The organism is Terrabacter sp. R4-6 (assembly GCF_057529065.1).
Genome location: NZ_CP197224.1, coordinates 4,448,024 through 4,470,120 on the forward strand (window position 1 = coordinate 4,448,024; position 22,097 = coordinate 4,470,120).

Here is a 22,097-nt window from a genome sequence, read left to right on the forward strand (position 1 = left end):
CCTCGCTCACGCCGGCCAGGCGCTGGACCCCGCGACGTGCACGGACCGGCCTCCGACGGTCACCTCCCACACGAGGTGCTCGGGCGTGCGCTCCCACGTCAGGGTCGGCTCGCCCGTGACCACGCCGTCGGGCGCGCCGACGGCGGCCACGGCCGTGGCCGTGATCGTCGGCGGGTCGGTCCACAGAAGGGCCGGGGGACACGACTCGAGGTCGCCCTCGTGGCGCTGGAACGTCGACCACCGGCGTATGCGTGCAGCGGGCTCGCGCGCGTCGGCGCGGTCCGCGGGTGGCGGGGTCGTCTCGACGTCGACGAGCGCGAAACCGGCGAGGCGGTCGCCGGTCGTGACCGGCACGAACCACGTAGAGACCCCGGCGACCGGGCCGCCTGACGAGCCCGACGGGCCCGACGACGTCGGCGGGGCCGGCGCCCGGACCGGCACCGGCCGGCCGACGACGCCCCGGCCGTGGACGAGCGGACCGACCCGGCCCACGTCCGCGACGAGCCGCAGCGTCGCCGTCCGGGCCTGCGCCGCGAGCGAACCCGCGTCGGGCGGCTCGCGCGTCCGGTCGGCGTCGCGCTCCATCAGGCCAGTGTGACCTGCGCGGTGAAGGTGCGGCGGTACGTCGTGGCGTCGAAGTTCTCCCACCGCGTGATGACACCGGCGTTGGGCGGCCACGGGTCGAAGACGGTGAGGCCACGGTCGGTGGCGGTGAGGAGCAGCCAGACGGTCTCGGAGTAGCCGACGACGGTGCGCGAGTGGCCTGGGACGAAGCTGACGAGCGGCCGGTTGGCGTTGATCTCGCTGACGAACCGCGAGAAGGGGTTCGTCGTGTACATCGTCGCGTCGAGGGCGTTGCTGCTGAGCCGCTCGAGGACGGTGACGACGAGCGCGTCGTTCGCGTACGGCAGTCCCGTCGGGCTCGCGAGCGTCCCGAGCCCGAGCTCGGCGGCGATGCGGACCTGGCCGTACTCGTAGCGGTAGAAGTCGAGGACCATCTGGACGCTCGCGGCGACGCACCACACGTTCGTCTGCTGGCCCCGCAGCTCGTAGCAGACCTGGTGGTCGCTGTTGCGCGTGCTGTAGTGCAGGTCCCGGCGGCGGGTGCGCAGGAGGATGTCGACGGTGTCGACGACGGAGACCGTGTAGCGGTCCCGGTCGAGGCGTTCGACGAGCCGCGACAGCTCGCCGACCGCGGTGTCGTAGCGCGCGGTCCGGGACTCGCGCGCCTTCGCCGTGAGGCTCCCGAGGAAGGACCAACGCTCGAAGTTCCCCGGGGGAGCGCCACGCTCGCGCTTGCTCGCCGGCGGCACGACCTCCCACGTGTGCAGCTCGAGCATCGCGACCTCGCGGCCCTCGCGCAGGAGCTGGAGCGCGAGCTTGGGGTGGCTGTAGTCGACGAAGCGGACCTCGTCGACCTCGACCTGGGTGCCGTCGTTCTGCTTGGCGAGCACCTCGAAGGCCTGCTCGACGAGACGCTCGGGCTCCCAGACGGCGTCGGGCGACGCGGCGACGAGGACGGCGCCCATCGCAGGACTGGCCCCGACATCGACGTAGCCGCGGGCCTTCCTGCCGCTGAGACGGGCCCGCCAGAAGAGGACGTCTCCCGACAGGTCGTGCACCGGTGTCGCGGCCGGTTCGACGTCGGCTCCCGCGAGCGAGCGCGGGAGCGCGTCGACACTGAGCAGGAGGCTGGCGTGGGCGGCGGCGAGCGCGACGTGGCGCTCGGACTCCTGGCTGACGACGGGGGTGGTGACGGACATGGTGGCTCCTTCGCACGGTTGCCGGTCAGTGGCCGCCGATGCGTTGCCTGATACCTGCCTGTCTCTTCCCTCACGAATCGGTGTGGACCTGCGCGAGGTACTGGTCCGCGGGCTCCCGGACCCGTACCGTCAGAGGTATGGAAGAGCGAATCACCCTCGAGGGATTCGATCCCCCGAAGAACCGACGTCACGGCCCCGACGGAGACCTCGTCGACGTCCAGGGTTGGCTGCACGCTCCCGTCGACTGGATCGGCGGGCCCCGTCTGGAGCGGGCCTGGCGCGAGCGCCACGGCCGGTCGCGCCTCGGTGTCGGCCTCTCCGTCGCGGGCAACCCGCGACGCCACATCCTCCTGACCAACGTCCCGCCGGACCTCGACTTCCTCCGGTCCGAGCTCGAGTCGCTCATCGCGGAGCTCGACCCCGACGCGACGTCGGACCTCGAGGACGCCCAGTAGCCGGACGCCACGCGGCAGCGGCGCCGAGGGCGCCGGGGCCGCCGCGGGCGCCGCGGGCGCCGCGGGCGTCGGCCGACGCGGCCACCTCACCCGCGCGTGCCCGGTTCGTGACGTCGTGCCCCGGTCCGCCCCTCTCGTCCCTCTCACCTCGACGGGGTGAACCGGCCCGACTCACCCCCACGCGCCGGGTCCCGCTCGTACGCTGAGCGCGTGGCGAGACCCGCGATCATCACCGTGGACGACGACGCGCCGGTCTCGGCCGCGATCGCCAGGGACCTGCGGGCCCGCTACGGCGCCGAGCACCGCATCCTGCGCGCCTCCTCCGGGGCCGAGGCTCTCGACCTCGTGGCCCGCCTCGTCCTGCGGGGTCAGCCCCTCGCGCTCGTCGCCTCCGACCAGCGGATGCCCGGGATGACCGGCATCGAGCTGCTGGCGCGGGTGCGCGTCGACGTCCCGGACGCGAAGCTGCTGCTGCTCACGGCGTATGCCGACACGGACGTCGCGATCTCGGCCATCAACGACATCGGGCTCGACCACTACCTCCTCAAGCCGTGGGACCCGCCCGAGGACCGGCTCTACCCCGTCGTCGACGACCTGCTCTCCGACTGGCACAACGCGCACCCGGAGCGCTCGTCCGACGTCCGCGTCGTCGGCCACCGGTGGTCGGAGGCGAGCCACCTCGTCAAGACCTTCCTCGCCAACAACCACGTGCCCTACGTCTGGCTCGACGTCGAGCGCGACGAGGAAGGGGCCAGGCTGCGCGACCTCGCCGACGCCGGCCCGGAGGACCTGCCGCTCGTCCTCGTCCCCGACGGCGACACGCTCCGCGCGCCGACGCCCGTCGCCGTCGCGACGGCCCTGGGGCTGCGCACCCGGGCCGAGCGCGCGCTCTACGACCTCTGCATCGTCGGCGGCGGACCGGCGGGGCTCGCCGCCGCGGTCTACGCCGCATCCGAGGGGCTGAGCACCGTGGTCGTCGAGCACGACGCCCCGGGCGGCCAGGCCGGGCAGAGCGCGGCGATCGAGAACTACCTCGGCTTCCCGCGGGGGCTCTCCGGTGCCGACCTGGCCCAGCGGGCCATCGCCCAGGCCCGCCGCTTCGGTGCCGAGATGGTCCTCGCGCGTGACGTCGTGGCGCTGGAGCAGCGCGGACCCGTCCGCGCCGTCCGGCTCGACGGCGCCGACGACATCGAGGCGCGCAGCGTCGTGCTCGCGACCGGCGTCTCCTACCGGCGGCTCGAGGCGCCGGGTGTCGACGCGCTCGCCGGACGCGGCGTCCACTACGGGTCCAACGCCGGCCAGGCGGCGGCGTGCGAGGGTGACGAGGTCTACGTCGTCGGGGCCGCCAACTCCGCGGGCCAGGCGGTCCTCAACCTCGCCCGCCACGCCCGCCGCGTCACCCTCGTCGTACGTGGTGAGTCGCTCGAGGCGAGCATGTCGCAGTACCTCGTCGAGCGGATCCGCGCCGACGAGCGGATCCGCGTGCTGTGTCGCACCGAGGTCGTCGGCGCCGACGGGGACGGCCACCTCGAGCGGCTGACCCTCGCGGACCGGCACACCGGCGCCACGGCGGAGGTCGAGGCCGCCTGGCTCTTCGTCTACATCGGCGCGTCGCCGCGCACCGACTGGCTCGGTGCCGACGTCGTGCGCGACGAGCACGGCTTCGTCGTCACCGGCCACGACCTCGTCACCGGGCAGCAGGCCCACGGGTGGACGCTCGCCCGTCCGCCGTTCGCGCTGGAGACGAGCCTGCCGGGCGTCTTCGCGGCGGGCGACGTGCGCTCGGACTCGATGAAGCGCGTCGCGTCCGCCGTCGGCGAGGGATCGATGTCGGTCTACTTCGTCCACCGCTACCTCGCCACGATCTGACCGGCAGACGGGACCCGCGATGCTCGAGCTGCCCGACCTCCGCACGGTGCCGCTCTTCGACGGGCTGGACGACGACCAGCTCGTGCAGCTGCTCGACGGGGGCTCGGAGGTGCCGATCGTCCCCGGCGAGGTGGTCTGGCTCGAGGGGGACCGCGCCGACTACTGGTGGGTCGTCGTCGACGGGTCGCTCGACCTCTCGCGCCACATCGGCCGCGAGGACGTCGTCGTCGGCCGGATGGACGTGCCGGGCCGCTGGGCCGGTGGGTTCCGGGCCTGGGACGAGCACGGCGTCTATCTCGCGACGGCTCGGGGCGTCGCGCCCGGGCGGCTCCTGCGGGTCCCGGCGCAACGCCTCCACGAGCTCGCCAACGTCTGGTTCCCCTTCGCCGCGCACCTCGTCGCCGGCCTCTACGGCACGGCCCGGTCGATCGAGGCGACGGCCCGGCAGCGCAGCGGCCTCGTGACGCTCGGGACCCTCGCCGCCGGTCTGGCCCATGAGATCAACAACCCCGCCGCGGCCGCGGCCCGGTCGTCCGCCGAGCTCGAGCACGCCTGCGACGGTCTGCTCGACGCCCTGCGCCAGATGGCGACGGCCGGTCTGACCGCGGCGCAGTTCGGGGAGCTCGACGCGCTGCGCCGCGAGCTCGAGCCGCCGACGACGCTGCCCGACCCGCTCGAGACGGCCGACCGTGAGGAGGCGCTGGGGGAGTGGCTGGACCGGGCCGGGGTCGAGCGGCCGTGGGAGCTCGCCGCGTCCCTCGTCTCCGCGGGCGCCGACGTCGGCTGGCTCGAGCGGGCCGCCGCCGCGTCCCCGCCCGACGGCCTCGGGGCCTGCCTCGGCTGGGTCGCGCGCACCATCGACGTCGCGTCGCTGCTCGGCGAGGTCCGTGAGTCGACCCGTCGCGTGTCCGAGCTCGTCGCCGGCATCAAGTCCTACTCGCAGATGGACCGCGCCTCGCACCAGCGCGTCGACGTCCGGGAGGGCCTCGAGAGCACGCTGCTCGTCATGGGCCCGCGGCTGCGTCCCGGCGTCACGGTCGTGCGCGACTGGGGCGCCGACGTGCCCCTCGTCGACGGGATGCCGGGCGAGCTCAACCAGGTCTGGACCAACCTCGTCGACAACGCCGTCGACGCCATGGACGGCCACGGCACCCTCCGCGTGTCGACGCGCCTCGACGGTGACGCGGTCGTCGTCGAGGTCGCGGACACGGGCGCGGGGATGAGCCCGGAGGTGCAGCAGCGCGCCTTCGAGGCGTTCTACACGACGAAAGACGTCGGCCGCGGGACCGGCCTCGGGCTCGACATCGCGCACCGGATCGTCGTCGACCGCCACGGCGGGTCGATCGAGATCGAGTCCCGGCCGGGCGGCACCCGCCTGCGGGTGCGCCTGCCGGTCCGCGCCGCCCACCCACCTGCCCCCTGAGCGCCCGCCGCGCCGGACGGCATACGCCATCGCCCTGCCATGGCGTCGTCATGGCGTCGTCCTGGAGGACGTATGCCGTCCGGCCGGCTCAGGCGGTCACCAGCCGCGGGCGCGCCACTCGGCCAGGTGAGGGCGCTCGGCGCCGAGGGTCGAGTCGTCGCCGTGGCCCGGGTAGAACCACGTGTCGTCGTGGTAGACGTCGAAGACGCGGGTCGTGACGTCCTCGATGAGCGAGTCGAAGCTCTGCCCGGGGTTCTTCGTGTTGCCGACGCCGCCGGGGAAGAGGCTGTCGCCCGTGAAGAGGTGGGTGTGCCCACCGGGCGCCGGGTCGGCGTAGGCGAGCGCGATCGAGCCCGGCGTGTGGCCCCGCAGGTGGACGACGTCGAGCGTGACGTCGCCGACGGACACCGTGTCGCCCTGGCCGACGCGCTCGTCGACGGGGACGGGCAGCGCGTCCGCGTCGTCGGCGCCGGCCACGGTGCGGGCGCCGGTCGCGGCGACGACCTCGGCGAGCGCGCCGACGTGGTCGTGGTGCTGGTGGGTCGTGACGACGGTGTCGAGGCCGCCGCCACCGGAGGACACGAGCTCGAGCAGGCGGTCCGGCTCGGCGGCCGCGTCGACGAGCAGCTGCGCGCCGGTGGCGCGACAGGTCAGCAGGTAGGCGTTGTTGCCGAAGCCGCCGACCTCGAGCTTGCGGATCGTGAGGTCGGCGAGCTCGCGGACGCCCGCCGGACCGGTCGCGGTGACGTGGCCGGTGTAGGTGTCGTCGGGTGTGTGCGTCATGGTCAGCCTCCGAAGGGCAGGGTCGGGACGGGGCCGTCGAAGGTCACGCCGTCGGTGCGCCCGCGGGCGAGCCACAGCAGCACGTCGGCGACGGACCCGGTCACCCCTGTCGCGCCGTCACCGACGACGTGCTCGTCGCCCTCGGTCGTCACGATGTGCAGCGACGGCGGTGCGTCGTCGTGGGCGAGGCGGTTGGCCGCGTCGCGGAGGAAGAGGGACGCGACCTCGGCCGGAGCGCTGGCGAAGGTGTAGCCGGCGTCGAGGTCGACGTGGTGGTAGACGACCTCGCGCAGCCGCATGAACGGCACCATCCCGACCGGGATCGGGAAGCCGCCCGGGGTGCGCTCGACCCGGACGTCGGCGTGCTCGGGACGCAGCGCCTCGAGCCGCTCGGCGAGGCGGGCCGCGGTGTCGCGGATGTCGGTCGCGTGGTCGTGCGCCGAGCGTCGGGCGCCCTGCTCGATGTCGCCGTCACGTGACTCGGTGTCGTCGTACATCGTGTCGGCGGTGCCGGTCAGGGCGACGTCGCACACCCGCACGAGGGCGTCGGCGTTGCGGGCGAGGTGCGCGAGGACGTGGCCGCGCGACCAGCCCGCGCACAGCGAGGGGGCGAGCACGGCGTCGTTGCGGAAGGAGGCCGCCGTCGAGGCGACCCGGTCGGTCTCGGCCGCGACGAGCGCGGGTGTCACGTCGGCGTGCCTCATGCCGTGGCCCTCCCGGGTTGCTTCTCGGTCTCCGTGTCGGACGCCTCGCCCGACGCCTTCGCGAGGGCCAGTGCAGCGCCGACGAGCGTCAGGTGCGAGAACGCCTGCGGGAAGTTGCCCACCATGCGCCCCGCGACGGGGTCGTACTCCTCGGAGAGCAGTCCGACGTCGTTGGTGAGGCCGACGAGCCGGTCCATCAGCTCGGTGGCCTCCGTCCTCATACCCGCCTTGGCGTAGGCGGTCACGAGCCAGAAGGAGCAGGCCAGGAAGGGGTGCTCGTCGCCCGCAAGACCGTCGACGCCGGTGTCGGTGCGGTAGCGCATGACGAGGCCCTCGCGCAGCAGGTCGGACTCGACGGCGGCGATGGTGCCGAGCATCCGCGGGTCGTCGCCCGCGACGAAGCCGATCGACGAGAGCGTCAGCAGCGACGCGTCGACCTCGGTCGTGTCGTAGTGCTGGACGAAGGTGTTGCGCTCGGGGTCGTAGCCCTTGGCCATGACCTCGTCGCGCACCTGGTCGCGCAGCTCGCGCCACAGCTCGACGGGCCCCTCGACGCCGTGCTGCTCGACGGCGCGGATCGCGCGGTCGAACGCGGCCCACACCATGACCCGCGAGTGCGTGAAGTGCCGCAGCGGGCCACGGATCTCCCAGAGGCCGTTGTCGGCCTCCTCCCAGTGCTCGGCGAGGTGGTTGACGAGCGCCCGCTGGAGGTGCCAGGAGTCGTCCGTCTCGACGAGGCCCTTCGACCGGGCGTGGTCGAGCGAGATCATCACCTCGCCGAGGACGTCGGTCTGGCGCTGGTCGACGGCCGCGTTGCCGACGCGCACGGGGCGCGACGCGGCATACCCCGGCAGGTGGTCGAGGACGCGCTCGGGGAGGTCACGGCCCCCGTCGACGCGGTACATGATCTGCATGTCCTCGGGGTCACCGGCGACGGCGCGCAGCAGCCAGTCACGCCACAGCGCTGTCTCCTCGACGTACCCGCAGCCGAGCAGCGCCTCGAGCGTCAGCGCGGCGTCGCGCAGCCAGCAGAAGCGGTAGTCCCAGTTGCGCTCGCCGCCGAACTCCTCGGGCAGCGACGTCGTGGCCGCGGCGACGATGCCGCCGGTCGCCTGGTGGGTCAGGCCGCGCAGCACGAGGAGCGAGCGCGTCACGGCCTCCTCGTAGGGACCGACGTAGTCGCTGCGCGCGGCGTACTCCTCGCTGAGCGCGATCGTCTCGTCGATGCGGGCGCGCACCCGCAGCGGTGGCGGGATCTCCTCGTGGCTGCGGAACCACGTCGTCGAGAAGGTGAGGGTCTGGCCGGCGACGACGTCGAACTCGTCGACGTGGTGGCCGTCCTGGGCGTGGGGGAGGCGGGCGCCGCGCAGGACGAGCATGTCGGGACCGGCGATGGCGGTGATGATCTCGTCGGTGTGGTCCTCGCGGTCGTCCGTGTGGCGCATGACCCACGGGCGGGTGCGGCCGTAGTTGAAGCGCACCGTCCACTCGTGGACCATGCGCACCGTGCCCTCGAGCCCTTCGATCCGGCGCAGCAGGTCGGAGCGCCCGTCGCCGAGCGGCATGACGTCGGTGACGCGGACCCGGCCGGTGGCGGTCTCGTGGATCGTCTCGAGGACGAACGAGTTGCCGACGTAGCGGCGCGTCGTCACGACGTCCGGGTCGACCGGGGCGATGAGCCAGCGACCGTGCTCCGGCGTGCCGAGCAGCGCGGAGAAGCAGGCACGCGAGTCGAAACGGGGGAGGCACAGCCAGTCGACCGAGCCCCGGAGGCTCACGAGGGCGGCGGTGCCGAGGTCGCCGAGCACGGCGTAGTCCTCGATCGGCGTGGGCACGGGCTCACTCATGAGTGCGAGTATGCCGTCCAGCCGGGTCGGGCGCTCCTGTCGCCCGGGCGCGTGGCGGGGTGGGTACGTCTCGTGTCATGTCCAGCCTTGAGCCGCCGATGGGGGCACTGTCGGTGACCCCACCTAGCATGTTGCGCGTGACTGCTACGCCCACCGGCAACGCCCATTCCCTCGTCGTCCGCGGCGCGCGCGAGCACAACCTGCGCGACGTGTCCGTCGACCTCCCACGCGACAGCCTCATCGTCTTCACCGGGCTCTCGGGGTCGGGCAAGTCGAGCCTCGCGTTCGACACGATCTTCGCGGAGGGGCAGCGTCGCTACGTCGAGTCGCTGTCGGCGTACGCCCGGCAGTTCCTCGGGCAGATGGACAAGCCCGACGTCGACTTCATCGAGGGCCTGTCGCCCGCGGTCTCCATCGACCAGAAGTCGACCAACCGCAACCCGCGCTCGACCGTGGGCACCATCACCGAGGTCTACGACTACCTCCGACTGCTCTTCGCGCGCGCCGGCCGGCCGCACTGCCCGGTCTGCGGCGAGCCCGTCACCCGGCAGTCGCCGCAGCAGATCGTCGACCAGCTCCTGACGCTCGAGGACCGCACCCGCTTCCAGGTGCTGGCGCCGGTCGTCCAGGGCCGCAAGGGCGAGTTCGTCGACCTCTTCGCCGAGCTCCAGACCAAGGGCTTCTCGCGCGCCCGTGTCGACGGCGAGGTCGTGTCCCTGGCCGAGCCCCCGGCCCTCGAGAAGCAGAAGAAGCACACGATCGAGGTCGTCGTCGACCGCCTCGTCGCAAAGGGCGACGACGCCGGCTCCAAGCGGCGCCTCACCGACTCCGTCGAGACCGCCCTCGGCCTCGCCGGCGGCGTCGTCATCATCGACTTCGTCGACCGCGATGCCAAGGACAAGGAGCGCGAGCGCCGCTTCTCCGAGAAGATGGCCTGCCCCAACAACCACCCGCTCGGCATGGACGAGATCCAGCCGCGGTCCTTCTCGTTCAACTCGCCGTTCGGCGCGTGCACCGAGTGCACGGGCATCGGCACCGAGCTCGAGGTCGACCCCGAGCTCGTCGTGCCCGACGACGACCTGTCGCTCGCCGAGGGAGCCATCGCGCCCTGGGCGCAGGGGTCCGGCTCGGCCGAGTACTTCCAGCGCGTCATGGGCGCGCTCGCCGAGGACATGAAGTTCTCGATGGACGCCCCCTTCCGGGCGCTGCCGGCCCGCGCCAAGGAGGCGCTGCTGCACGGCCAGAACTACAAGGTCCACGTCAAGTACAAGAACCGCTACGGCCGCGACCGCTCCTACACGACCGGCTTCGAGGGCGTCGTCCCGTTCATCAAGCGCCGCCACTCCGAGACCGACTCCGAGTGGAGCCGCGACCGCTACGAGGGCTTCATGCGCGAGGTCCCGTGCCCGGTCTGCAAGGGCGCCCGCCTCAAGCCCGAGTCGCTCGCGGTGCTCGTCGGCGGCAAGAACATCTCCGAGGTCTGCGGCCTCGCGATCAACGAGGCCGCCGGCTTCCTCGACACCGTCGACTTCACGGCGCGCGAGAAGCAGATCGCCGAGCGCGTCATCAAGGAGATCGACGCGCGGCTCGGCTTCCTGCTCGACGTCGGGCTCGACTACCTCTCGCTCGACCGGCCCGCGGGCACCCTCTCCGGTGGCGAGGCCCAGCGCATCCGACTCGCGACCCAGATCGGCTCCGGCCTCGTCGGCGTGCTCTACGTCCTCGACGAGCCCTCGATCGGCCTGCACCAGCGCGACAACCACCGCCTCATCGAGACGCTGACCCGTCTGCGCGACCTCGGCAACACGCTCATCGTCGTCGAGCACGACGAGGACACCATCGCGACGGCCGACTGGGTCGTCGACATCGGCCCCGGCGCGGGTGAGCACGGCGGGCACGTCGTGCACTCCGGCACCGTCAAGGGTCTGCTCGAGCACCCCGACTCGCTGACCGGCATGTACCTCTCCGGCCGCCGCGAGATCCCGTCGCCCGACGTGCGCCGCGGCCACGACGGTCGCCAGATCACGGTCAACGGCGCCCGCGAGAACAACCTCCAGAACGTGTCGGTCGACTTCCCGCTCGGCAACCTCGTGGCCGTCACCGGCGTGTCGGGCTCGGGCAAGTCGACCCTCGTCAACGACATCCTCTACAACGTCCTCGCCAACAAGCTCAACGGTGCGCGCCACGTGCCCGGCCGGCACAAGTCCGTCACGGGCCTCGACCACCTCGACAAGGTCGTCCACGTCGACCAGAGCCCGATCGGACGCACGCCCCGATCGAACCCTGCGACCTACACCGGCGTCTTCGACAACATGCGCAAGCTCTTTGCCGAGACGACGGAGGCCAAGGTGCGCGGCTACCAGCCGGGCCGGTTCTCCTTCAACGTCAAGGGCGGACGCTGTGACGCGTGCTCCGGCGACGGCACGATCAAGATCGAGATGAACTTCCTGCCCGACGTCTACGTCCCGTGCGAGGTGTGCCACGGGGCCCGGTACAACCGGGAGACGCTGGAGGTGCACTTCAAGGGCAAGACGATCGCGGACGTGCTCGACATGCCGATCGAGGAGGCCGCCACGTTCTTCGAGGCGGTTCCCGCGATCGCGCGTCACCTCAAGACCCTCAACGACGTCGGCCTGGGCTACGTGCGCCTCGGCCAGCCGGCGCCGACCCTCTCCGGTGGTGAGGCCCAGCGCGTCAAGCTCGCCAGCGAGCTGCAGAAGCGATCCACCGGACGCACCATCTACGTCCTCGACGAGCCGACCACCGGCCTGCACTTCGAGGACATCCGCAAGCTCCTCGACGTGCTCCAGGGCCTCGTCGACAAGGGCAACACCGTCATCGTCATCGAGCACAACCTCGACGTCATCAAGAACGCCGACTGGATCATCGACATGGGCCCCGAGGGCGGCTCCGGCGGTGGCACGGTCATCGCCGAGGGCACGCCCGAGGACGTCGCCGAGGTGGCCGCCAGCCACACCGGCCGGTTCCTCAAGCCGATCCTCGAGCGCACGGCCCGCACGACGACCCGCGGCCCGGCCCGCACCCGCGCGAAGAAGGCCACGGCGTCCTCGGGCCCCGCGGACTCGGCCGGTTCACAGCGGGCTGACGGCGCGGGCACATCCGCGTCCCGCACCGTGAAGACGGTGAAGACCTCGAAGACGGCGACGAAGACGGCGACGAAGACGGCGAAGGCAACCACGGCACCGAAGGCGAGCGGTCGCGCACGAGGAGGTGCCACCACCGCCGCTGCGAAGAAGACCACGTCGAGCACCACCGTGAGCAAGACGAGGTCGACCCCGACCCGGAAGAGGAACGCATGACCGAGCGCACGCACTCCAGCACCACCGAGCCGACCAGCAGCACGAGCACCTCCGACAGCCGATCCACCAGCCCATCCACCACCCCATCCACCACCAGCACGGCCGAGCCGAGCCTCGGCGACCGCATCTCGATCCTCACCGACCGGCGCGGCGTCCTTCGCGTCGCCGGCGTCGTCGTCGGGGCCGGGGCGCTGGCGGCCTGCAGCAGCCCGCCCGTCCCCACGGCTCCGGCCGACTCGTCGTCGAGCAGTGCAGCGGCGCCGGCCTCCGGCGCCACCTCCGACGCGACGTCGGCCGCGGCGGGCGGCACCCCGACGTCCGAGATCCCCGTCGGCGGCGGCACGATCTTCGCCGACACCAAGACCGTCGTCACCCAGCCGGCGGCCGGTACGTTCAAGGCGTTCGACGCGGTGTGCCCGCACCAGGGCTGCACCGTCGGCTCCGTCGAGGGCGGCCAGATCATCTGCCCCTGCCACCAGAGCCACTTCGACGCGTCGACCGGCGACCGTGTGTCCGGTCCCGCACCGACCGGCCTCACGGCCAAGACCATCACGGTCACCGGAGACACCTTCACCGTCGGCTGAGAGCCACCTGCTGTCGTATGCCGTCCGGTCGGCGCCTCCTCGGCGCCGGCCGGGCGTCGTGCGTGCCCCGCCGGACGCCCACCCGGCGGCCCTGCGCCCGCGGCCACACGGCATACGCGAGGACGCCCTGCGGCGACGTCGGTGGCCCGACATAGGGTGGGAACGTGGCGGACCCGACGACCTACCGACCGAAGCCGGGGGAGATCCCGACCGACCCGGGCGTCTACCGTTTCCGCGACGCGCACGGCCGGGTCATCTACGTCGGCAAGGCCAAGTCGCTGCGCCCGCGGCTGTCGTCCTACTTCCAGGACATCTCGGCGCTGCACCCGCGCACCGCGACGATGGTCACGACGGCGAGCTCGGTCGAGTGGACCGTGGTGCGCACCGAGGTCGAGGCGCTGCAGCTCGAGTACTCCTGGATCAAGGAGTTCGACCCGCGCTTCAACGTCAAGTACCGCGACGACAAGTCCTACCCCTTCCTCGCCGTCACGATGGGCGAGGAGTTCCCGCGCGCCCAGGTCATGCGCGGCGCCAAGCGCAAGGGCACCCGCTACTTCGGGCCCTACGGCCACGCGTGGGCCATCCGCGAGACCCTCGACCTGCTGCTCCGCGTCTTCCCGATCCGCACCTGCTCCTCCGGCGTCTTCAAGCGCGCCACGGCGAGCGGCCGCCCGTGCCTGCTCGGCTACATCGACAAGTGCTCCGCCCCGTGCGTCGGCCGCGTCACCCCCGAGGAGCACCGGGCCATCGCCGAGGACTTCTGCGACTTCATGGCCGGCAACACGACACGCTTCGCCAAGCGCCTCGAGACGCGGATGAAGGAGGCGGCCGCCGAGCTCGACTTCGAGCAGGCCGCCCGTCTGCGCGACGACATCGGGGCGCTGACCAAGGCGCTCGAGAAGCAGGCCGTCGTCCTCGGTGACGCCACCGACGCCGACGTCTTCGCCCTCGCCGACGACGACCTCGAGGCCGCCGTGCAGGTCTTCCACGTCCGCGGCGGGCGCATCCGCGGCCAGCGCGGCTGGGTCGTGGAGAAGGAGAGCGAGGACCTCCCGACCCTCGTCGAGCACCTGCTCCTGCAGGTCTACGGCGACGCCGAGCGCGACGCGATCCCGCGCGAGGTGCTCGTCCCGACCGACCCCGCGGACGTCGAGGCCGTCACCGAGTGGCTCTCGTCGGTGCGCGGCTCGGCCGTCAGCGTCCGCGTCCCGCAGCGGGGCGACAAGCGCACGCTGATGGAGACCGTCCGGCGCAACGCCGAGCAGTCCCTGGCCCGGCACAAGGTGGCCCGCGCCGGGGACCTCACGCTGCGCAGCAAGGCCCTGCAGGAGCTGCAGGACTACCTCGGCCTCGACGACGCGCCACTGCGCATCGAGTGCTACGACGTCAGCCACGTCCAGGGCACCAACGTCGTCGCGTCGATGGTCGTCTTCGAGGACGGCCTCGCGCGCAAGAGCGAGTACCGCCGCTTCATCGTCCGTGGCGCGGCCACCGAGGACGGCGGCGAGCCCGCCACCGTCGACGACACCGCCGCGATGCGCGAGGTGCTGACCCGCCGGTTCCGGCGCTACCTCGAGGACGCCGAGGGTGCGGGCGACCTCGACCTGTCCACCGGGGTCGTCGGCGGATCGGCCGACAGCCCCAACAGCCCGGACCGGTCCACCGGCGCCGAGTCGTCCGGTGACGACGACGAGCCGTCCGTCTCCGGCCCGATCGACCCCGAGACCGGACGCCCGCGGCGGTTCGCCTACCCGCCCAGCCTCGTCGTCGTCGACGGCGGCCTGCCGCAGGTCAACGCCGCCCAGGCCGTGCTCGACGAGCTCGGCATCGAGGAGGTCGCGCTCGTCGGGCTCGCCAAGCGCCTCGAGGAGGTGTGGGTCCCTCGGGACGACCACCCGGTCATCCTGCCCCGCACGAGCGAGGGGCTCTACCTGCTCCAGCGGCTGCGCGACGAGGCGCACCGCTTCGCGATCACGTTCCACCGCCAGCGACGGTCCAAGGCGATGACGACGTCCCAGCTGGACGGCATACCCGGGCTCGGCGCGAGCCGTCAGAAGGCGCTGCTGCGCCACTTCGGTTCGGTCAAACGCCTTCGCGCGGCGGACACAACGGACATCATGGCCGTACCCGGCTTCGGCCGGTCGCTTGCCTCGGCCGTCGTCAACCACTTGGCTGAGGGAGCACCCCAGGAGCCAGCCGTGAACCTCACGACGGGAGAAGTGCTCGAATGACCGCCGACACCAGGCGCACACCGCAGACGCCCTTGGCCGATGCTCCGATCGTCATCGTCACCGGGATGAGCGGGGCCGGACGCAGCACGACCGCGAACGTCCTCGAGGACCTCGGCTGGCTCGTCGTCGACAACCTGCCGCCCCAGCTGCTCACCCACCTCGCGGAGCTGCGCGACGAGGCCCGCGCCCAGCACCCGGAGGCCCACCTCCAGCAGGTCGCGGTCGTCGTCGACGTGCGCTCACGCGGCTGGTTCGCCCAGCTCGAGGGCGCGATCGGCGCGGCCCGCGAGCGCGGCGAGCGTCCCAGCCTCGTCTTCCTCGACGCCACCGACGAGGCGCTCGTGCGCCGCTTCGAGAGCGTGCGCCGGCCGCACCCGCTCCAGGGTGACGGCCGCCTCCTCGACGGCATCCAGCGCGAGCGCGAGCTGCTCCTCGACCTGCGCTCGTCGGCCGACGTCGTCATCGACAGCTCGGGCCTCAACGTCCACCAGCTGAGCGCCAAGCTCTCCTCGCTCTTCGCGGGCGACCGACGCGTGCAGCTGCGCATCGCCGTCATGTCGTTCGGCTTCAAGTACGGTCTGCCGCTCGACGCCGACGTCGTCTTCGACATGCGCTTCCTGCCCAACCCGTACTGGGTGCCCGAGCTGCGGTCGCTGACCGGGCGTGACACTCCCGTCAGCGAGTTCGTCATGAGGCAGGAGGGCGCCGACGAGTTCCTCGACCGCGCCGGCGACCTGCTCGACACGATGATCGACGGCTACGTCCGAGAGGGGCGCCGCTACGTCACGGTGGCCGTCGGCTGCACCGGCGGCAAGCACCGCTCCGTCGCCATCGCCGAGGCGCTGAGCCAGCGGCTCGGCGGCCGCGACCGCGTCGACACGTTCGTCGTCCACCGCGACCTGGGTCGGGAGTGACCGGGACGACCGCGGTGACGACCCAGAGACTGCCCCTCGGCTCGTCGCACCACCGGCGCATCGTCGCGCTCGGCGGTGGCCACGGCCTGGCAGCAGCGCTGACCGCGCTGCGGCTGCTCACCGACAACGTCACCGCCGTCGTCACGGTCGCCGACGACGGCGGGTCGAGCGGGAGGCTGCGCGAGGAGTTCGACGTGCTGCCTCCCGGCGACCTGCGGATGGCGCTGTCGGCGCTCTGCGACGACAGCGACTGGGGCCACACCTGGCGTGACGTGCTCCAGCACCGCTTCGCCGGCACCGGCGACCTCCGGGGCCACGCCCTCGGCAACCTCATGATCGTCTCGATCTGGGAGCTGCTCGGCGACACGGTGCAGGGCCTCGACCTCGTGGGGCGCCTGCTCGGCGCGCGGGGCCGGGTGCTCCCGATGGCGGCCGAGCCGCTCGAGATCGTGGCCGAGATCCGCGGCCACGACCCCGCCCACCCCGACGCCACCGTCGACGTGCGCGGGCAGCACCGCGTCGCGTCGTCGCCGGGCATCGTGTCGTCCATCGGCATCGTGCCGACCTGCCCGGAGCCCTGCCACGAGGCGCTCTCGGCCGTCCGCGACGCCGACTGGGTGATGCTCGGCCCCGGGTCGTGGTTCACGTCCGTCATGCCGCACCTGCTCGTGCCCGACCTCGTCGACGCCCTGGTCTCGACGCCGGCCAAACGACTGCTCAACCTCAACCTCGAGGTGCACAAGGGGGAGACCCGCGACTTCCGCGCCGAGGACCACCTCGCCTCCTTCGCCGCCAACGCGCCCGACCTCCGGCTCGACGTCGTCCTCGCCGACCCGAGCGTCGTGCCCGACGACGCGTCCCTGCGCGCGGCCGCGGCCGAGCTCGGGGCCGAGCTCGTCGTCGCGCCCGTGGCGGCCCGGGGAGAGCCCGGGGTGCACGACCCGCTGCGGCTCGCGGCGGCGCTGCGTGACGTCATCTCCTGAGCGCGCGGCGACGCCGCTCACCGAGAGGGCCGGCGCTCCCGCACGAGGGTGCTTGATCAGGGTGGCAGGATGTCGCCCATGGCCATGACAGCGAAGGTGAAGGACGAGCTCTCACGCCTCGAGGTGACCAAACCCTGCTGTCGCAAGGCCGAGGTCTCGACGATGCTCCGCTTCGCCGGCGGCCTGCACATCATCGGGGGACAGATCGTCGTCGAGGCAGAGCTCGACACCGCGAACGCCGCACGCCGCCTGCGCCGCAACATCGCCGAGGTCTACGGCCACAAGAGTGACGTGCTCGTCCTCGCGGCCGGCGGCCTGCGTCGTGGCTCGCGCTACGTCGTCCGGGTCGTCGAGGAGGGGGCGACGCTCGCTCGGCAGACGGGGCTCATCGACACCCGTGGCCGTCCCGTCCGCGGCCTGCCGCCCAAGGTCGTCAGCGCCGCGACGTGCGACTCCGAGGCGGCCTGGCGGGGTGCGTTCCTCGCCCACGGCTCGCTGACCGAGCCCGGCCGCTCGTCCGCGCTCGAGGTGACCTGCCCCGGGCCCGAGGCCGCACTGGCCCTCGTCGGCGCTGCCCGTCGGCTCGGCATCCAGGCCAAGGCCCGCGAGGTCCGCGGCGTCGACCGCGTCGTCATCCGCGACGGCGACGCCATCGGCGCGATGCTGACCCGTCTCGGCGCCCATGACGCCGTCATGGCGTGGGAGGAGCGGCGGATGCGCCGCGAGGTGCGGGCCACCGCCAACCGACTGGCCAACTTCGACGACGCCAACCTGCGCCGCTCGGCGCGCGCCGCGGTCGCGGCCGGAGCCCGGGTCGAGCGCGCGATGGAGCTGCTCGGCGAGGACGTCCCCGACCACCTGCGCGAGGCCGGGGTGCTGCGCCTCGAGCACAAGCAGGCGAGCCTCGAGGAGCTCGGCCAGCTGGCCAAGCCGCCGATGACGAAGGACGCCGTGGCCGGGCGCATCCGCCGCCTGCTCGCCATGGCCGACAAGCGGGCCGAGGAGCTCGGCGTCGCAGGCACCGACGCCAACCTCACGCCCGACATGCTCGAGAGCTGAACGCGCCCGTCCACGGGGGTGGTCGGGGCCTGCCCGCCGGGGTGGCGCGTGCTGAGCGCGCGCTCACCAAGCGCTGAGACTGCCGCTTCGGCGTCGGAGGCGACGCACTAGGGTGTGGTGTGATCGAGGTCGCAACGGGGCGGTCCGAGGTCCGGCATTTTCGTCCGACACACAGTCTCACCGAAGAGGTGCACAGCAGTGACCGTTCGCGTTGGTATCAACGGCTTTGGCCGCATCGGCCGCAACTTCTTCCGCGCCATCGTGGCGTCCGGAGCCGACATCGAGGTCGTGGCAACCAACGACCTCATGGACAACAAGACCCTCGCCCACCTGCTCAAGTACGACTCGATCCTGGGCCGTTTCCCCGGTGAGGTCAGCTACGACGACACGTCGATCATCGTCGACGGCAAGGCCATCCGTGTCTTCGAGGAGCGCGACCCCGCCAACATCGACTGGGCCGGCGTCGGCGCCGACATCATCGTCGAGTCCACCGGCTTCTTCACCGACGCCCAGAAGGCCAAGGCCCACATCGACGGTGGGGCCAAGAAGGTCATCATCTCGGCACCGGCCAAGAACGAGGACATCACGATCGTGATGGGCGTCAACCACGAGCTGTACGACCCGGCCGCCCACACGGTGATCTCCAACGCGTCCTGCACGACGAACTGCCTCGCGCCGATGGCCAAGGCCCTCAACGACGAGTTCGGCATCGTCAAGGGGCTCATGACGACCATCCACGCCTACACGCAGGACCAGAACCTCCAGGACGCGCCGCACAAGGACCTCCGCCGGGCCCGCGCCGCCGCCCTCAACATCGTCCCGACCACGACCGGCGCCGCCAAGGCCGTCGCGCTCGTGCTGCCCGAGCTCAAGGGCAAGCTCGACGGCTACGCGCTCCGCGTCCCGGTCCCGACCGGCTCGGCCACCGACCTGACGTTCGAGGCCGGCCGCGAGACGACCGTCGAAGAGGTCAACGCCGCCGTCAAGGCCGCCGCCGAGGGCCCGATGAAGGGCTTCCTCGTCTACACCGAGGACGAGATCGTCTCCAAGGACATCGAGACCGACCCCGCCTCGTGCATCTTCGACGCCGGCCTCACCAAGGTCATCGGCAACCAGGTCAAGGTCGTCGGCTGGTACGACAACGAGTGGGGCTACTCCAACCGCCTCGTCGACCTCGTCGCGCTCGTCGGCACGTCCCTCTGAGCCACTCGGCCACCGCCCTCGGTGCTCTCCTGAGCACCCCGGGCGGTGGCCGCACCCTTGTCACCCGTGCCCGCCCCATTCCCAACTGACGAAGAGGCATCCCGCGTGAAGACCACCAGCGACCTCGGGGACCTGCGCGGCAAGCGCGTCCTCGTCCGGTCCGACCTCAACGTGCCGCTCGACGGCTCGACGATCACCGACGACGGCCGCATCCGCGCCTCGGCCCCGACGATCAAGGGCCTGGCCGACGCCGGCGCCCGCGTCATCGTCTGCGCCCACCTCGGACGCCCCAAGGGCGCCCCCGAGGCCAGGTACTCCCTCGCTCCCGTCGCGAAGCGCCTGAGCGAGGTGCTCGGCCGTGACGTCGTCTTCGCCCACGACACCGTCGGTGACGACGCCAAGGCCAAGGCGGCCGCGCTCGAGGACGGGCAGGTCCTGCTCCTCGAGAACCTCCGCTTCAACGCCGGTGAGACGGCCAAGAGCGACGACGAGCGTGCCGAGTTCGCGCGCGAGCTCGCCTCTCTCGCAGACGTCTTCGTCTCCGACGGCTTCGGGGTCGTGCACCGCAAGCAGGCATCCGTCTACGACGTCGCGCGCCTGCTGCCGCACGCCACGGGCGACCTCGTCTCGACCGAGGTCGACGTGCTGCGTCGCCTGACCCGCGACCCCGAGCGGCCGTATGCCGTCGTCCTCGGCGGCGCGAAGGTCTCCGACAAGCTCGGCGTCATCGGCAACCTCCTCGGCACGGCGGACCGTCTCCTCATCGGCGGCGGCATGGTCTTCACCTTCCTCGCCGCCCAGGGCCACGAGGTCGGCAAGAGCCTGCTCGAGGCCGACCAGATCGACACGGTCAAGGGCTACCTCGACCGAGCCGAGAAGGAGGGCGTCGAGATCGTCCTGCCCGTCGACGTCGTCGCGGCCGACGCGTTCAGCGCCGACGCCGCCCACGAGGTGGTCGCGGCCGACGCCATCCCGGCCGACCGGATGGGTCTCGACATCGGCCCCGCGTCGAGCGCGCTGTTCGCCGAGAAGCTCGCCGACTGCCGCACGGTCTTCTGGAACGGCCCGATGGGTGCCTTCGAGATGGAGCCCTACGCCGCCGGCACCAAGGCCCTGGCCCAGGCGCTCGTCGACATCACCGCCCAGGGGGCGCTCACCGTCGTCGGGGGCGGCGACTCCGCGGCCGCGGTGCGCCAGCTCGGCTTCGCCGACTCCGACTTCGGCCACATCTCCACCGGTGGCGGTGCCAGCCTCGAGTACCTCGAGGGCAAGGAGCTGCCCGGACTCACCGTGCTCGAGGAGGGCGACGCCTGATGGCCAAGGACACCAAGCCGGTCGGGCGCGTGCCGCTCATGGCCGGCAACTGGAAGATGAACCTCGACCACCTCCAGGCGACGCACCTCGTGCAGAAGCTCGACTGGACACTGCGCGACGCGAAGCACGACCACGCGGCCGTCGAGGTCGCGGTGCTGCCGCCCTTCACCGACCTGCGCTCCGTGCAGACGCTCGTCGAGGGCGACAAGCTCGACCTGAGGTACGGCGCGCAGGACCTGTCGCCGCACCCCTCGGGTGCCTACACCGGTGACATCTCCGGCGCCTTCCTCGCCAAGCTCGGCTGCACGTACGTCGTCGTCGGGCACAGCGAGCGGCGTGAGGGCCACGGCGAGACCGACGCCGTCGTGAACGCCAAGGTCAAGGCGGCCTACACCCACAGCCTGACGCCGATCCTGTGCTGCGGCGAGGCGCTCGACGTGCGCAAGGAGGGCCGTCAGGTCGAGCACGTCGTCGCCCAGCTGCGCGAGAACCTCGACGGGGTGACCAAGGAGCAGGCTGCCTCGGTCGTCATCGCCTACGAGCCGATCTGGGCCATCGGCACCGGCGAGGTCGCGACCCCCGACGACGCGCAGGAGGTCTGCGCGGCCATCCGCACGCTGCTCGCCGAGCTCTACAGCGGCGACGTCGCCGACGGCGTACGCGTCCTCTACGGCGGCAGCGTCAAGTCGGGCAACGTGGCGGCGATCATGGCCCAGGAGGACGTCGACGGCGCCCTCGTGGGCGGCGCATCGATCGACCCGACGGAGTTCGCGTCGATCTGTCGCTACCGCGACCACGTCGGCACGTCCTGACCCGTTCCCGTCGGTCGGGCGCACTTCGACGGACTCCCACGGACTCCGACGGGGCCGTTCGGCCGATGGGCACTCGGGCAGGTATCCTTGCCCGAGCCCCGGAACACGCGGGGGAGTGGCCGTCCGGCCCGACGACCCCGAGATCCCGACGATTTGGAGTGACCACGTGGATGCGGTTCGCATCGTGCTTCAGGTCCTGCTGGTGCTGTCCAGCATGGTCCTGACCCTCTTCATCCTGCTGCACAAGGGCAAGGGTGGCGGCCTGTCCGACATGTTCGGCGGGGGCATGTCCACGTCGCTCGGTGGCTCTTCGGTCGCCGAGCGCAACCTCGACCGCTTCACGGTGGCCGTGGCGCTCGTGTGGGCGACGGCGATCATCGGTCTGGGCCTGCTGGCCCGTTTCGCGAGCTGAGAGAAGGAACAGATGGCCAGCGGTAACGCCATTCGTGGAAGCCGGGTCGGCGCCGGCCCGATGGGCGAGGCCGAGCGCGGCGACGCCGCCCCTCGCGTCCACATCTCCTACTGGTGCTCCAACGGGCACGAGACGCGTCCGAGCTTCGCCGAGGAGCCCGGCATGGTGCTGCCCGAGACGTGGGACTGCCCGCGCTGCGGCTTCCCGGCCGGCCAGGACAAGGAGAACCCTCCGGCTCCGCCGAAGGTCGAGCCCTACAAGACGCACCTCGCCTACGTGAAGGAGCGTCGCAGCGACGCCGACGGCGCCGCCATCCTCGACGAGGCCCTCAGCACGCTGCGCGAGCGCGGCCTCATCCAGTGACCTCACGGGTCGCCCTGCGGGTGACCTGACGACGAAGGGCCCGGGAGATCCTCCCGGG

The 22,097-nt window shown here is 72.2% G+C and carries 19 protein-coding genes; 14 read left to right on the plus strand and 5 right to left on the minus strand.

What is annotated here, in order from left to right; translation table 11 throughout:
- Window positions 1-6: 6 nt before the first annotated feature.
- A complete protein-coding gene (locus ACSSS0_RS20525; RefSeq protein WP_487229442.1) occupies window positions 7-585 on the minus strand; it encodes a hypothetical protein in 579 nt (192 codons plus the stop codon).
- On the minus strand, window positions 585-1,763 hold the full coding sequence (locus ACSSS0_RS20530) for a C39 family peptidase (RefSeq protein ID WP_487229443.1): 1,179 nt from the start codon (window positions 1,761-1,763) through the stop codon (window positions 585-587). Before ACSSS0_RS20530 ends, ACSSS0_RS20525 begins: the two co-directional genes overlap by 1 nt.
- Window positions 1,764-1,900: 137 nt before the next feature.
- On the opposite strand from ACSSS0_RS20530, the gene ACSSS0_RS20535 reads away from it, so the two are divergent.
- From ACSSS0_RS20535 to ACSSS0_RS20545, 3 genes are all read left to right on the plus strand, one after another.
- A complete protein-coding gene (locus tag ACSSS0_RS20535; protein ID WP_435986161.1) occupies window positions 1,901-2,218 on the plus strand; it encodes a hypothetical protein in 318 nt (105 codons plus the stop codon).
- Between the two features lie 210 nt (window positions 2,219-2,428).
- A complete protein-coding gene (locus ACSSS0_RS20540) occupies window positions 2,429-4,087 on the plus strand; it encodes an NAD(P)/FAD-dependent oxidoreductase (RefSeq protein WP_487229444.1) in 1,659 nt (552 codons plus the stop codon).
- Between the two features lie 19 nt (window positions 4,088-4,106).
- Window positions 4,107-5,510 carry an ATP-binding protein gene (locus ACSSS0_RS20545; protein WP_487229445.1) on the plus strand — a complete coding sequence of 468 codons (1,404 nt, stop codon included), beginning with the start codon at window positions 4,107-4,109 and terminating at the stop codon, window positions 5,508-5,510.
- 96 nt (window positions 5,511-5,606) lie between these two features.
- On the opposite strand, the gene ACSSS0_RS20550 is transcribed toward ACSSS0_RS20545, so the two are convergent.
- The 3 genes from ACSSS0_RS20550 to ACSSS0_RS20560 are packed head-to-tail and all read right to left on the minus strand — an operon-like array spanning window position 5,607 to window position 8,844.
- Window positions 5,607-6,293, minus strand: coding sequence for an MBL fold metallo-hydrolase (locus ACSSS0_RS20550; protein ID WP_487229446.1), 687 nt, complete (start codon window positions 6,291-6,293; stop codon window positions 5,607-5,609).
- Between the two features lie 2 nt (window positions 6,294-6,295).
- Window positions 6,296-6,997 (minus strand): maleylpyruvate isomerase family mycothiol-dependent enzyme, encoded by a 702-nt coding sequence (locus tag ACSSS0_RS20555; protein ID WP_487229447.1) that lies wholly within the window; start codon window positions 6,995-6,997, stop codon window positions 6,296-6,298.
- Entirely contained in the window at window positions 6,994-8,844 is a 1,851-nt protein-coding gene (locus ACSSS0_RS20560) for a glycoside hydrolase family 15 protein (protein ID WP_487229448.1), read from the minus strand. The genes ACSSS0_RS20555 and ACSSS0_RS20560 overlap by 4 nt, the downstream gene beginning before the upstream one ends.
- A gap of 128 nt (window positions 8,845-8,972) precedes the next feature.
- Here ACSSS0_RS20560 and uvrA point away from each other — a divergent pair, with 128 nt between their 5' ends.
- From uvrA to ACSSS0_RS20615, 11 genes are all read left to right on the plus strand, one after another.
- Window positions 8,973-12,164 carry an excinuclease ABC subunit UvrA gene (uvrA, locus tag ACSSS0_RS20565; protein ID WP_487231228.1) on the plus strand — a complete coding sequence of 1,064 codons (3,192 nt, stop codon included), beginning with the start codon at window positions 8,973-8,975 and terminating at the stop codon, window positions 12,162-12,164.
- Window positions 12,161-12,748: a Rieske (2Fe-2S) protein gene (locus tag ACSSS0_RS20570; protein WP_487229449.1), complete on the plus strand. Its 588-nt coding sequence runs from the start codon at window positions 12,161-12,163 to the stop codon at window positions 12,746-12,748. The genes uvrA and ACSSS0_RS20570 overlap by 4 nt, the downstream gene beginning before the upstream one ends.
- 164 nt (window positions 12,749-12,912) lie before the next feature.
- Window positions 12,913-14,979 carry an excinuclease ABC subunit UvrC gene (uvrC, locus tag ACSSS0_RS20575; protein ID WP_487229450.1) on the plus strand — a complete coding sequence of 689 codons (2,067 nt, stop codon included), beginning with the start codon at window positions 12,913-12,915 and terminating at the stop codon, window positions 14,977-14,979.
- The gene (rapZ, locus tag ACSSS0_RS20580; protein WP_487229451.1) at window positions 14,976-15,893 is read left to right on the plus strand and encodes an RNase adapter RapZ; all 918 of its coding nucleotides are present in this window, start codon (window positions 14,976-14,978) and stop codon (window positions 15,891-15,893) included. The genes uvrC and rapZ overlap by 4 nt, the downstream gene beginning before the upstream one ends.
- Before the next feature lie 14 nt (window positions 15,894-15,907).
- A complete protein-coding gene (locus tag ACSSS0_RS20585) occupies window positions 15,908-16,876 on the plus strand; it encodes a gluconeogenesis factor YvcK family protein (protein WP_487229452.1) in 969 nt (322 codons plus the stop codon).
- A gap of 78 nt (window positions 16,877-16,954) precedes the next feature.
- Entirely contained in the window at window positions 16,955-17,935 is a 981-nt protein-coding gene (gene whiA, locus ACSSS0_RS20590; protein ID WP_435986150.1) for a DNA-binding protein WhiA, read from the plus strand.
- A 198-nt stretch (window positions 17,936-18,133) separates the two neighbouring features.
- Window positions 18,134-19,138 carry a type I glyceraldehyde-3-phosphate dehydrogenase gene (gap, locus tag ACSSS0_RS20595; RefSeq protein ID WP_487229453.1) on the plus strand — a complete coding sequence of 335 codons (1,005 nt, stop codon included), beginning with the start codon at window positions 18,134-18,136 and terminating at the stop codon, window positions 19,136-19,138.
- A 105-nt stretch (window positions 19,139-19,243) separates the two neighbouring features.
- Window positions 19,244-20,452 (plus strand): phosphoglycerate kinase, encoded by a 1,209-nt coding sequence (locus ACSSS0_RS20600; RefSeq protein WP_487229454.1) that lies wholly within the window; start codon window positions 19,244-19,246, stop codon window positions 20,450-20,452.
- Window positions 20,452-21,264 (plus strand): triose-phosphate isomerase, encoded by an 813-nt coding sequence (gene tpiA / locus ACSSS0_RS20605; RefSeq protein ID WP_487229455.1) that lies wholly within the window; start codon window positions 20,452-20,454, stop codon window positions 21,262-21,264. Before ACSSS0_RS20600 ends, tpiA begins: the two co-directional genes overlap by 1 nt.
- 166 nt (window positions 21,265-21,430) lie before the next feature.
- Window positions 21,431-21,676 carry a preprotein translocase subunit SecG gene (gene secG / locus ACSSS0_RS20610; protein WP_020144105.1) on the plus strand — a complete coding sequence of 82 codons (246 nt, stop codon included), beginning with the start codon at window positions 21,431-21,433 and terminating at the stop codon, window positions 21,674-21,676.
- 12 nt (window positions 21,677-21,688) lie between these two features.
- Window positions 21,689-22,039: an RNA polymerase-binding protein RbpA gene (locus ACSSS0_RS20615; protein ID WP_082081065.1), complete on the plus strand. Its 351-nt coding sequence runs from the start codon at window positions 21,689-21,691 to the stop codon at window positions 22,037-22,039.
- Window positions 22,040-22,097: the final 58 nt, after the last annotated feature.